The organism is Pirellulaceae bacterium, assembly GCA_029243025.1.
Classification (GTDB): domain Bacteria; phylum Planctomycetota; class Planctomycetia; order Pirellulales; family Pirellulaceae.
In genome coordinates this window covers 79,773-92,151 of the sequence record JAQWSU010000002.1, presented here as the reverse complement: position 1 = coordinate 92,151, position 12,379 = coordinate 79,773, and the positions used below count along the sequence as shown (strand labels likewise).

Sequence of the window (12,379 nt, the reverse complement as noted above, 5' to 3'; positions counted from 1 at the left end):
TCTCACTTGCACTCGGCACCGAATCATACCGGTAAAAAACCTGCAGAACCTTGCTTTCGCCGTTTGTAAGGATCCATTGCCCAGTTTTCGCACGCTTTCCGAGAAGCCATTTTGCGCGTAAACTTGAGGAAGTTAGCATCGTCCCATTTGCCGACCGGTAACCGTTGGTTACCGGCGAGCTTTCGCGGCAATTAATTCGAGAAAAAAGCACGTGGCCTCTGATCGCCTCCGTTCCGTTCTGCGTCTAATCAGCTCGCTCTTGCTGGCGGGAACACTTTCGTTCTCGACGGGATGTGAAGGCTGTCGCAACTTATTTTCAAGAAGAAGTGAAGAAAAACTTGACGAGTCCCAAACAAAGAAACCCAAAAAAGTAGAGCCCTTTGAATCAAAAGAGCTGAAGGTCTTACCAACCGATGAAAGCATCGTACTTCAAGGCGTGAAACCGGGGCATTGGTTCTCGGTCCAGCAACAATTGAAATCCAATGAGGACAATTTTTTTGGCGAGCTGGACTGTTTGAGCTCCGCTCGCTCGAGCAACCAGCCGTTGCCCTTGCAGAATTCCCACTATCGCCTTCGAACGAGCCGCTTGGTTTCGCTTCCCAAGGGTCAATCCAAATCTTTCGAATTGAGCTACTTCGCACCGACCACGAATACGAGCAAACGCCAAGTCTGGCTGCACAGCAATCTTCGTCTCCCGACGGGCGGCGTAAACCGTTGGTCACAAACGCAAATTGGCTCAAAGCTGGCAGCCTATCAAACCTATTGTGTGGTCCTCTCTCGGAGGCCCGACAGCTACGGATACCTCAAAACACTTCATTCGATCAAGCCACCCGACCCGTCCATGCTGACAGGTGGCATTGCAGCTGACTATATCGTGCCGTTGCCGAACGTTTCGAGCCGCATTCCGATCCCATCGTGGCCATTGATGTGGACCATGATTTCGTATGTCGTCTTGGATGATATTGACCCCAACGCTTTCACACCTAACCAGCAGCAATCGATGTTGGACTGGTTACACTGGGGCGGTCAAATAATCATCAGCGGTCCGAATTCACTCGATGCATTGAAGGGCAGTTTTCTCGCCGATTATTTGCCAGCACAGGCAAACGGCATTCGCGCCATGAACGCAAATGATGTGGCTTCGTTGAACAAACATTGGACGGTGCCTTCGTTGAAGACAGGTCAAGTTAGTGCGTTGGAGATCAATCCCGAGTCAGCTCCTGAACTATTTAATTTAAAATTGAATGAAGGCGGTTCATTCGTGCCGGGCAGCGACAAGCTGGTTGCAGAACGGCGAGTTGGTCGAGGACGGATTGTGACAACCTCCTTTGCGTTGACCTCTCGTCCGCTTGTAAATTGGCGTGGTTTCGACAATTTCTTCAACGGTTGCTTGATGAGACGACCCGGTCGGCGCTATTCCTATTCAGATGAAAACGGACTGAGCATCAATTGGCTCAACAAGATCCGACCACTTCAGCGATCTCGTGAAGATTTTGAATCCCAGGAGCCCATAACCGCCTTAAACGAGACCTTTGCTTATCGTTCTGACCTACCCGATATGCAACCGCGTCGTTTTCCGGTCGAGGCTTTAATTAACTCGAAGCTTCGTTATTTTTCTCGCGACGCTACTGACGACGGATTGTCAAGTTCCAAAGACGACAAGCCTATCGATGTGGCCGGCTACGGATACGGCCAGCAGTCAGGGGTAGCAGGCTGGAACGATTTTAGTGCCTGTAGTTCAGCAGCGCGCAAATCCTTACAAAAAGCGGCTGGCATTTCTGTTCCCAAACGTGATTTCATCTTGATGACTTTGGCGCTCTATTTGTTCATCCTCGTCCCTGCGAACTGGGCATTATTCCGTGCTATTGGACGAGTCGAATGGGCATGGGGAGCCATTCCGATTATCGCGATCGCCAGCACTTATTTCGTAGTGCAAATGGCCCAATTGGACATTGGCTTCGTGCGGAGTCGCACCGAGATCGCGATTTTGGAAACACAGCCCGACTTCACACGTGCTCACCTGACGCGTTACACGGGATTGTACTCGTCGCTGTCAACGGGATACGACCTCTCCTTCGAAAACGAATCCGCGTTGGCATTACCGTTTGGTGCAGCGCGAGTCCTGGAACAACCTTCGTTTCGAGATGTTGCTTTCCTACGAATGGACAAGAAAAACGAAGCAAGTCGGTTAAATCAATTTTTGGTCAACTCCAACTCAACCGAAATGGTCCACAGCGAGGAATCCTACGAACTGGGTAACAGTGTACGCCTGATCGAACCTGCCCCCGGTCTATTCCGGATTGTCAACGACACAGCGCTTGAACTGCAGGACGTCGGCGTTATCCGTCAAGTCAACGACCAGGTTGAAATGGCTTGGATCGGCGAATTGCCTCCGAAAGCGGCGATCCAAGCGAAATTTATCTCATTCGACGGAACCCAACCGTTGTTCGGCGGTTGGGTCGATCTGGAATCCAAAAGTAAGGATGAAATCCAGGTGCACTCCCTGCTTCAATTGGCCCTGGCACCGTCTCGACTCAATGAAGGTGATGTTCGCCTTGCTGGCTGGTGTGATCAAAAAATGCCAGGTTTGACCATCCAACCGGCCGCCAGTCAACAAACGTTTCGAACCGTGCTGGTGGCAAATCTTAAGTACGGTGATTTCCCTGAAACGCAGTCAGACCTAAATACGGAACGCGATATCAACCTGGAGCCCGACGATGATCGAGCTAATTGATTTCGGTAAAGAGTACGGCGAATTCACCGCTGTCCAATGCCTGAATCTAAAAATTGAAGCCGGCGAAATGTTTGGTTTTATTGGGCCCAACGGCGCCGGAAAAAGTACCAGCATCCGCTTTCTAACGACACTCTTGAAAGCCACTCGTGGCGAAGGCATTGTGAATGGTCACAGTGTCACCAAGGACCCGATGGCAGTACGTCGCAGTGTCGGCTACATGCCCGACACGTTCGGCGTGTATGACGGCATGAGGGTCTGGGAATTCCTAGATTTCTTCGCCGTGGCTTACGCGATCCCTCGAGCGCGCCGGGGCCAAGTCATCCGCGACGTATTAGAACTGTTGGATTTGACCCACAAACGAGATGATTTTGTTAATGGACTCTCGCGCGGCATGAAACAACGTCTCTGCCTCGCCAAAACGCTTGTGCACGATCCACCCGTCCTAATTCTGGATGAACCAGCGAGCGGACTCGATCCCCGAGCTCGGTTAGAAATGAAGGCATTGCTAAAAGAACTGCGGCGAATGGGAAAGACGATCATGATCTCCAGCCACATTCTCAGTGAATTGGCCGACTGCTGCACATCCATTGGAATTATTGAACGTGGACAGTTATTAATGCATGGCCCCATTAACTCCGTTTATCGAAGGATCCGAGGAAATCGAATCGTGCAAGTTCGATTTAACGCAGGAATGGAGGCCGGTCTGTCTATCATTAGAAGTTCACCGCACTGCAGAGAGGTTCAAGTTGATCAGGACCAAGTCACGGTCGAACTAGAAACGGACGATCAGGGCGTTGCCGATTTGCTGAATCAGTTAATGGCCAACGAGGTGCAAGTCCGCAGCTTCAACGATACGGATCCCACGCTGGAAGACGTCTTCATGCGTGTCACCAAAGGTCTGGTCACCTAAAGTGGCGCCCTAAAACTGATTCGCCGGACCTGATCAATTGATCAAGAAAGGTTGGGGAGGATCTTGGCCATCATGATTTTCCCAGTGTCGCCGTACCTCGCGCAATCCATAGGCGCACAACTCGAACTCCCGACTTAAGCGTTCCAAGAGCTCATTGGAAGCGTTTTCTGGTTCGTCGGTTTCGATTCGGCTGGCAATCAAATAGGACCGTTTCCCTTCCGCACAGTAGTTTACTAGATGATCTTGCTGTGATTTCGCCACAAAACGCGGCACAGCCTCCGGATAGACCCCAGTCCAAAACAGAGTAAAGTCGCCGATATGACGATGGACTTCGCGTCGCGCATTGCCGACGCGTTCTTCCGCCTCGACCATCATTTCAGCAACTTCGCGGATAGGTCGACCGGCCAGGTTACGCACCCGAAAAATCGCTTCACATCGCACGAATCGCGTCAGCAGATCGCTGATGTAATCAATCATGGGCGGATCGGCCACACCAATCTGGGTTTGAAAAGTGTGTTCAGCAACACCTGCAAAGTATCGGCGTAGCGCAGCCGCATTCGTCGAGCGCATTTTACTGCCTCCTGGTTAATCAGGGGGAGAACAATTGCACGCAAGCCATCAATGACCGCTTTCGACACCAAAGATGAGTTGTGTCGTAACATGCAATGAATAAGGATCGGCATTCCAACGAGCAGGATTGGTCTCTCGTGAAAAAAACCAACCGCTCCTTCAAGTTTACTTTCGACTTTTCCAACCGGTCAAGCTTTTGGTCAGACAATGCAGCAAGTGAGAGCAGATGAATCCTCGTCGTGGCCTCCTCAACCGGTTAATCGGTAGGAATTGACGCAAATGCGTTAAGCGAATGAGGCGCGGAAAGTTTTTTTTAAGCGACGAACTAATCGGCGAGCGAGGCAAGCATTTCTTGAATGAATTCTCTCAGATCCCCCAGTACGCCGTTTCGCCCTCTTAACTCGGCCTCCGCCATCTGCTTGACGATTGCCGAGCCAACAATCAGTCCGTCCGCAACCGGGGCGAGGGTTCGCACGTGATCGGGTCGAGCGATACCAAAACCAATACAGATGGGCAAATCCGTTTGCTCTTTTAACCACCCCACTTGATCAATGAGTTCGGGTGGCAATTCTTGGCGTGCTCCAGTGATGCCAGTCACCGAAACGTAGTACAAGAAACCGGTTGACGTTTCGGCAATGCGAACGGCTCGCTCGCGAGAAGTGGTGGGCGTCACGAGTTGGATCAAACTAAAGTCACGTGCACGACAAATTTGGTCCAATTCAGCGGACTCCTCAGAGAGTAAGTCCGGCACGATTGCTCCGGCCAAACCGGCCGCCTGAGCGTCATCTACGAATTGCTCCAATCCATGTCGATAAACAATCGCATAGCTGACCATGGTCACCAGAGGCATCGAATTCCCCTCCGCCATGTGACCAACACGGCTGAAGATATCCTTCAATTTGACACCTCCCGCCAGTGCTCGTGTGTAGGACGCTTGAATCACGGGACCATCGGCGATGGGATCGCTGTACGGAATTCCCAATTCACACAGACTACAACCTTGCTCAGCAAACATTCGCACCACATCGACGGTAAAGTCCAAATCGGGGTCGCCGGCGGTTACGAACGGCATAAATGCCTTTTTGTTTTGCGAACGCAGATCCTGAAATAGCTGATCAATAGCCGACATGGAAATTCTTCTGTTGACTTAGAGGAGTTTAAATCGAGCTTTAGATGATGAATGCCACGAAGCAAGTTTCAATCGGTGGGCTCAGTACCACGAATCCGAGCGATTTCGGCGGCATCTTTGTCTCCACGCCCGGAAAGACAAACGACGATTACCTGGTCCGGTGACCGCTCTCGAGCCACCTTCATAGCATGAGAGATTGCGTGAGACGTCTCGAGAGCAGGCAGGATACCTTCGGTTCGGGCCATCACATCAAATGCACGCATGGCATCATCATCCTGACAAGATCCATACTGGACTCGGCCTGTCGCTTTCCAGTAACTATGCTCAGGCCCTACTCCCGGATAGTCCAAACCGGCCGATACCGAGTGAACATCACAAGTCTGCCCGTCTTCGTCTTGCATCACAAAGCTGTAGCTTCCGTGCAAAACGCCTGGTTCACCGTAAGTAAGCGGGGACGCGTGCTGTCCGGCCTTGCCACCAAGCCCACCGGCCTCGACTCCATGCAGTTCAACCGCTGCGTCATCGACAAACGGGTAGAACATACCGGCCGCATTGCTCCCGCCTCCGACACAGGCGACAACCACATCGGGTAATCGTTTTAAACGGTCGAGACTTTGTTGACGAGCTTCTCGTCCAATCACTGATTGAAAGTCTCGAACAATGCGCGGGAAAGGGTGGGGGCCGACCGCCGATCCGAGGATGTAATGCGTTGTCTCGACGCTACTCATCCAATCCCGCATTGCTTCGTTGATCGCATCGCGTAAGGTCCGCGACCCACTTGTCACGGATCTCACATCCGCTCCCAACAGTCGCATACTAAAAACATTAGGAGCCTGCCGACGGATATCCTCTTCGCCCATGTAGACAACGCACGGCAAACCAAAGCGAGCACAGGCGGTCGCGGTCGCGACTCCATGTTGACCAGCCCCGGTCTCCGCAATAACACGTTTCTTACCCATCCTCAGCGTCAACAGAGCTTGACCGATGGTGTTGTTAATTTTGTGCGCACCCGTGTGGTTCACATCTTCACGTTTCAGCCAGATTTGCGCGCCTCCACACTCGGCCGTCAGGCGTTCAGCAAAATAGAAAGGTGATGGGCGGCTTACATAATCGTGGAGCAGTTCGTCGAGCCGTGCTTGAAATTGCGGATCAACGCGTGCCTTCTCGTATTCTTCTGTCAGCTCATCCAAGGCTCTTGTCAGTGTTTCAGGAACGTAGCGTCCGCCGAACTGACCAAATCGGCCTCTTTCGTCGGGGACATTGCTGGTCGCTTGGTTTGAGGTATTGGTGCTCATTCCTCCATCGTAGCAAGCCACCATCCAATTGACCATCGCCAGGTCCGTGGCACGGGTCAAGCCTGGGCGAGCCGGCAATGAATCCCTATGATTACCTAACATCGTGAGCGTGGAACTCTGCTAACCTCCCTCCGTGAACCCGTGTATTTTAGGTAGGCTGTGATGCCCGAATTGCCGGAAGTTGAGACGATGAAACGGGGCATTTCCTCGGTCGTTGGCTGCCGAATTGCGAAAGTGAAATTTCCTCCCTGCCGCCTGAAGCCGATCAGCGTAAAACCGTCTCGCGACCAGCTGCGACGGCACTTGCCTGGCTGCAAAATTGAAACCATCCACCGAATCGGGAAACGGATCGTCTTAGGACTTTCCTCTGAGCAATCCGTGATCATTGAACCGCGGATGACCGGTCTTATTCTGCTCTCAGATCCCCCCAACTCGACGCACTTACGTTTGGGTCTCCGGCTTGAAAGCGAAACAACACCATGGCTCTGGTTCTGGGATCGCCGCGGACTGGGTACTCTTCAGCTCATTTCGAATGAACAGCTCGAAATACGTCTTGGCTCACGTCATCTTGGGCCGGATGCATTGTCCATTTCGGCCAGTGACCTGTACGAGTGTCTGAAGGCAAGTCGTCGGGAAATCAAAGTGGCGTTGCTCGACCAAAAGGCTGTTGCAGGGATTGGCAATCTCTACGCCTCTGAAATATTGCACGTTGCTAAGATCCACCCCCAGCAGCGATGTGATCAGCTTACGAAGAACCAATACAAAAGAATTCAGGCAGCCATGCGAGAGGTTTTGAACGAAGCGATCTACTACGAAGGCTCCACTCTTTCTGATGGCACTTATCGTAACGCACTCAACCAAACCGGCAGCTACCAGAATCACCATCGCGTCTACAATCTGACCGACCAACCGTGCCCCCGCTGTAAAACCCATCTGATCGATCGCATTGTCCAAGCTCAACGCTCCACTTTCTTTTGCGAAAAGTGTCAAAAACGCCGACCCTAGACTCGTCCTATCGAATTAACTGGGCGACTCGTTCTCCACCGGCTCAATTGCCTTCGTTAGCGTCAGCCGGATTCGGTCGTGCACTGCATCTCCTTGAACTTTATTACCGGCCGAATCGGTGACGTAGAACACATCCACAACTTGATCAAGGTAAGTTCCAATCCTGGCGAATGCGACAGACAAATCAAGATCGGCTAAGGTCTTCGCAATCCGATACAACAGACCTGGTCGATCGTGTGCAAAGACATCGATAATGGTAAAGAAATCCGATGTTGTATTATCAACCCGAACTTGAACCGGCAGGTCGGTAACGGGTGCCTGAGGCCGACACGACTGCCAGGTCTGGCGAAATGTGGGCGGTTCATGGCGCTGTGTCGACAACGCATTCACCAATCTCTCTTCAACCTCGCGGAATCGATAATCCGGCGGTTGATCACGATAGTCTTGATCATTGACATAAAATCGATCAAGACAGAGACCCTTCGCAAGTGAGTGAATTTCCGCCGACAGAATTTCCATGCCTTTGCCCGACAGCGCCCCGGTCAGTCGATGGAAACTTCCTTTACGAGAGTTTTCGATAAAACCAATCGAATACTCAACAACCTGCCGCTCCGGCAAATAGCGTCCCCAAGCGATCGGTGCATCTCGTTCCACGACCTTCATCTGTTCCAAATCTGCGATCAGATACTGGGACGAAGGACCTTCCAAATAAGCGGGGGGCAACGATTCAATTTGTTCCGCCAGCCAATCAGGATCATCTCTTTCGCTGATCTGCGTCACGAGTTCAGCCCGTTGTTCGGCCAGTCGCTGATCGGCGTCGGGCGATTGTGTTTCACCGCTCAAGTGACGCATCATCCGTTGATAAAGTTTGGCCAACACATCAATCTTCCAGTCATTGAGTACGTCGGGGCCAACCGCGGCCAAATCAGCACAAGTCAGCACGAACAGCATTCGCAACTGCGAGGGAGTGCCAATCTGAGCCGCGTGTTGGATCACAATCGATTCATCGCTCGTGTCGCGACGAAACGCAAGGTGTGACAACATCAGATGGTGGCGCACCAAGAACGTGAGTGTCTCAGTATCCTTCTCGGAAAGATACAATGTCTTTGCCACATCAACAGCAAGCTCCGCACCAACTTCACTGTGGTCTCGCGGAAACCCTTTCCCCAAGTCGTGAACCAACAGGGCCAGGTGCAACAAGTATTTCCGTTTTATTTTGTTGTAGGCACGACCAAGCGTCCCACTGGCCTGAGCGAATTCGGTAGCTTGTTCAACCGCTCGCAAGGAGTGCTCGTCAACCGTGTATTTGTGATATTCATTGAATTGCAACAAGCAACGCGCATGAGCGAAACCTGGCACAAGTTTTTCGAGAACTCGCAACTCGTGAAGTCGTCGCAACAGCCGACCAAGACGATTCCGCTGCGAGAGCAACGAACGAAAAGACTCGGCCCCAGCCCGATCAACCTTGATATCGTTTCGCGACATCATGGCGGTACGAATCGCACGCCAAGTTGGGTGATCAATGCGACAATTGTATCGTCCCGCCAAATCCATAATCCTCAGCACGTCAGCAAGGTTAGAAGTCACTTTCCCCAAGCCTTTTTGCGTTGCCGAAATATGGAATTGGCCAACGCGAAAATCCCCTCCCACGTGATGACTGGTCAGATTTGAGACAAATTTGCGCAAGAACGGGTGACGCCAACGAGCACCATCGGTGAAGTGAGCGACGATCTGACGAATGGCCGAAGTGTGCTGAAAATAATCCTGCATGAACTGCTCGACCGGAAGCACATTTCCATTGCCCTGATAACCAAAAAGTTCGGCAATTCGTACTTGCTCATCCCGATAGAGCACATCCTTGGAACTCTTTGCATGAAAATGGAGTTCATTCCGCAATTTGAGCAAGAAATCTTGCGCACGGCGAAGCCTACGGTAATCAGGCCCATCCAGATGCCCCCCGCGGGTTAAGATCGCCGGATCTGCCTGTCGATAGCGAATAAAGCCAATCCAGCGCATCAACTGCAGATCGCGGAGACCGCCTCGCGAGCGTTTGACATTCGGCTCGAGCAAATAGACGGTTTCACCATACTTGGCCCGTTCCTCGCGGCGAGCCTCCCCCACCATCCGGATCCGCGAGGCCGTGCTGCGTCGCGCGCTCTTGTCAAATGCGTTAACGAAGCGGCGAAAAAATCGCACGCTCCCACCGAGAAAGCGGGAGTCCACAAGTGAAGTAAAGATGATGGGATCGCGAGCACTCATTTGGCAAGCCTGCCCGATCGTCCGCAGACTGAAGCCTAAATCGATCCCCGTATCCGAAAAATCACGCACCAAACGTCGCGCCAACGGAGCCACCAGCTGGAGCGACCCCTGCGTATGCAGGAGCATCAAATCAATATCGGAGTAGGGCGCCATTTCACGTCGGCCATAGCCACCATGCGGGACGAGCGCGATACGTGATCGAACCGTCTGCTGTAGATCCTCGTCATAAGAGGCAAGTGCAGCTTCAAAGATTTCGAGAACCAGTGTATCCAGCAGTTCATTGAGCTGCGTACAAACCTGGATTCCGGGCGACCCTTTCCGATGCTGCTGAAAGAGCTTTTGACGGCCCTCGTCCACCCAATTGCGGATGCCGACAACATCGTCGCGAATTCGCTTTTTCATGCCTGATTCCGCCATCAGCGGCACGCCCACCGCCTCTGCCAACTTTGTTACAAAGTTGAGGTTCCGGTTCGCGCAAAAAAGTCTCCCACGAATCACGATTGCGACTCGTGGGAGCCAGTTTCATGCAGAGAGGACGCACTTACAGTGCGTCTTCACCCGTTTCCCCGGTGCGAATTCGAACGATTGTCTCTAAATTGGTAACGAAAATCTTTCCGTCACCAATTTGCCCCGTTTGAGCCGCACGCATAATCGCGTCAAGCGTCGCTTGCACCTGACTGTCGGCACAAACAATCTCCATTTTGACCTTGGGTACAAAATCTACTGTGTATTCGGTACCGCGATAGGTTTCTTTGTGACCCTTCTGCCGACCGAAGCCACGTACTTCGGTGATGGTCATTCCATGAGCACCTTGCTCTGACAAAGCATTCTTTACTTCTTCTAATTTAAAATGTCGAACGACTGCTTCGATTTTTTTCATCTCGTTAAACTCCTGTGCGACAACGCTGGTCGATCAAACGAACAGTTTTGGAACCCTTTTCATGCCAAGCTTCGCAACCCCCTTGAAGGAGATCGCATCACCTCACCATCAAGAGTAGAGCAAGTAACCTTCCTCACCGTGTTCGCTGATGTCTAAACCACGAATCTCTGTCTCTTGACTAATTCGTATCCCAATCGTGACGTCTAACAGCTTGATTAGGATTAGCGTCATAACGACTGCAAAAACAACCGTAACTCCTACGGCGACAATTTGGCCAATTAACAATTGCATGCCGTCCGTCGCATTGTACATCAGGCCGTCTGCACCACCCGGATTAACATCCGTCGTGGCAAATATACCCGTTAAAATCGCACCCAGCGCGCCTCCAATGCCGTGAATTCCGAAGGCATCTAACGAATCGTCATAACCCATCGCACTTTTCAAAGCTCCACAAGCAAAGTAACAAACGACTCCAGCGGCAGCACCTATCGCGAGAGCCGACATCGGCTGGACATAACCCGATGCGGGGGTGATACAAACCAAGCCGGCGACCGCACCCGAAGCGGTACCCAAAATGCTTGGTTTTCCACGTGCAATCCATTCGACAACCGCCCAAACAATAGCTCCCGCCGCTGCTGAGAAATGCGTCACAACGAGCGCGTTTGCGGCCAAATCGTCCGAAGCACCCGAGCTACCCGCGTTAAACCCAAACCAACCCACCCACAACATTCCAGCACCTAAAGCCGTGTAGGTCATATTGTGAGGACGCATGTCTTCGGTACCGAACCCCAAACGGCGCCCAATCACAATGGCGATTACCAATGCGGAAACACCGGAACTGATATGTACCACCGTACCGCCGGCAAAATCTAATGCACCGCCACCCCAAGCTCCCTCGGCACCGTGGGCGAGAATTCCGCCAGCCCAGACCCAATGACAGAGAGGACAATAAACCAACGTCCCCCATAAAATCATGAAAACCACCATGGAGCTGAATTTCATCCGTTCAGCGAACGCTCCACAAATCAGCGCGGGTGTGATGATGAAAAACATGCCCTGGAAAACCATGAAGGTCAGCACGGGCAAACCATCACCCGGCGCAACGCCATCCTTCATCGTCAGATTGTTCATGAAGAGGAATTCGCTGTTTCCGATGTAAGGATTGGCTCCGTCCGCCGCTCCAAAACTCAACGAATACCCCCAAAGCGCCCAAATCACCGTCATCAATCCCATTAAGAACAAACACTGCATCATGACACTCAGCACGTTCTTCTTCCGAACGAGACCACTGTAGAACATAGCCAGACCCGGAGCAGTCATGAAAAGCACCAGAGCAGCGGATGTCATCATCCAAGCATTGTTGGCCGCCTCCAAGGCGGTGTGTGCAACAGAAGTCGTTTTGTCCACGCTGGTCGCGATCGCATCTTGCGTGGATACCGCTGGTTCTTCCTGACCATAAACGGTGTGTGAAAATGCTGTTGAGAAACCGATCAGAACTGTAAATACGACAATTAGACGTCGCCACGACATTAGTAAATCCCCCGCCGTTGGGACTACAAAACGCCAGCAAGCCGCCCGTCGATGCCAAATTCGACCA

The 12,379-nt window shown here is 52.0% G+C and carries 9 protein-coding genes; 3 read left to right on the top strand and 6 right to left on the bottom strand.

What is annotated here, in order from left to right; genetic code table 11:
• Positions 1-211: 211 nt before the first annotated feature.
• Both P8N76_00500 and P8N76_00495 read left to right on the top strand, forming a co-directional pair.
• The gene (locus tag P8N76_00500; GenBank protein ID MDG2380128.1) at positions 212-2,734 is read left to right on the top strand and encodes a hypothetical protein; all 2,523 of its coding nucleotides are present in this window, start codon (positions 212-214) and stop codon (positions 2,732-2,734) included.
• On the top strand, positions 2,718-3,644 hold the full coding sequence (locus P8N76_00495; GenBank protein ID MDG2380127.1) for an ABC transporter ATP-binding protein: 927 nt from the start codon (positions 2,718-2,720) through the stop codon (positions 3,642-3,644). The genes P8N76_00500 and P8N76_00495 overlap by 17 nt, the downstream gene beginning before the upstream one ends.
• A 33-nt stretch (positions 3,645-3,677) precedes the next feature.
• Here the strand turns inward: P8N76_00495 and P8N76_00490 are convergent, their stop codons facing one another.
• From P8N76_00490 to trpB, 3 genes are all read right to left on the bottom strand, one after another.
• The gene (locus tag P8N76_00490) at positions 3,678-4,214 is read right to left on the bottom strand and encodes a hypothetical protein (GenBank protein ID MDG2380126.1); all 537 of its coding nucleotides are present in this window, start codon (positions 4,212-4,214) and stop codon (positions 3,678-3,680) included.
• 325 nt (positions 4,215-4,539) lie between these two features.
• On the bottom strand, positions 4,540-5,343 hold the full coding sequence (gene trpA, locus P8N76_00485) for a tryptophan synthase subunit alpha (GenBank protein ID MDG2380125.1): 804 nt from the start codon (positions 5,341-5,343) through the stop codon (positions 4,540-4,542).
• A gap of 68 nt (positions 5,344-5,411) precedes the next feature.
• Positions 5,412-6,638: a tryptophan synthase subunit beta gene (gene trpB / locus P8N76_00480; protein ID MDG2380124.1), complete on the bottom strand. Its 1,227-nt coding sequence runs from the start codon at positions 6,636-6,638 to the stop codon at positions 5,412-5,414.
• A 162-nt stretch (positions 6,639-6,800) separates the two neighbouring features.
• On the opposite strand from trpB, the gene mutM reads away from it, so the two are divergent.
• Complete coding sequence (mutM, locus tag P8N76_00475) at positions 6,801-7,643, top strand: bifunctional DNA-formamidopyrimidine glycosylase/DNA-(apurinic or apyrimidinic site) lyase (GenBank protein ID MDG2380123.1); 843 nt, start codon at positions 6,801-6,803, stop codon at positions 7,641-7,643.
• Positions 7,644-7,658: 15 nt separating this feature from the next.
• On the opposite strand, the gene glnD is transcribed toward mutM, so the two are convergent.
• The 3 genes from glnD to P8N76_00460 form a co-directional block, all read right to left on the bottom strand.
• A complete protein-coding gene (gene glnD / locus P8N76_00470) occupies positions 7,659-10,304 on the bottom strand; it encodes a [protein-PII] uridylyltransferase (protein ID MDG2380122.1) in 2,646 nt (881 codons plus the stop codon).
• Between the two features lie 139 nt (positions 10,305-10,443).
• Positions 10,444-10,782, bottom strand: a complete 339-nt coding sequence (locus P8N76_00465) for a P-II family nitrogen regulator (protein MDG2380121.1) — start codon at positions 10,780-10,782, stop codon at positions 10,444-10,446.
• A gap of 108 nt (positions 10,783-10,890) precedes the next feature.
• Positions 10,891-12,312, bottom strand: a complete 1,422-nt coding sequence (locus P8N76_00460; GenBank protein MDG2380120.1) for an ammonium transporter — start codon at positions 12,310-12,312, stop codon at positions 10,891-10,893.
• Positions 12,313-12,379: the final 67 nt, after the last annotated feature.

Excerpts from the sequence above, each read along its gene's own strand:
- P8N76_00490 (MDG2380126.1), bottom strand. The coding sequence starts at position 4,214 with ATGCGCTCGACGAATGCGGCTGCGCTACGCCGATACTTTGCAGGTGTT.
- glnD (MDG2380122.1), bottom strand. The coding sequence starts at position 10,304 with ATGAAAAAGCGAATTCGCGACGATGTTGTCGGCATCCGCAATTGGGTG.
- trpB (MDG2380124.1), bottom strand. The coding sequence starts at position 6,638 with ATGAGCACCAATACCTCAAACCAAGCGACCAGCAATGTCCCCGACGAA.
- trpA (MDG2380125.1), bottom strand. The coding sequence starts at position 5,343 with ATGTCGGCTATTGATCAGCTATTTCAGGATCTGCGTTCGCAAAACAAA.
- mutM (MDG2380123.1), top strand. The coding sequence starts at position 6,801 with ATGCCCGAATTGCCGGAAGTTGAGACGATGAAACGGGGCATTTCCTCG.
- P8N76_00495 (MDG2380127.1), top strand. The coding sequence starts at position 2,718 with ATGATCGAGCTAATTGATTTCGGTAAAGAGTACGGCGAATTCACCGCT.
- P8N76_00465 (MDG2380121.1), bottom strand. The coding sequence starts at position 10,782 with ATGAAAAAAATCGAAGCAGTCGTTCGACATTTTAAATTAGAAGAAGTA.
- P8N76_00460 (MDG2380120.1), bottom strand. The coding sequence starts at position 12,312 with ATGTCGTGGCGACGTCTAATTGTCGTATTTACAGTTCTGATCGGTTTC.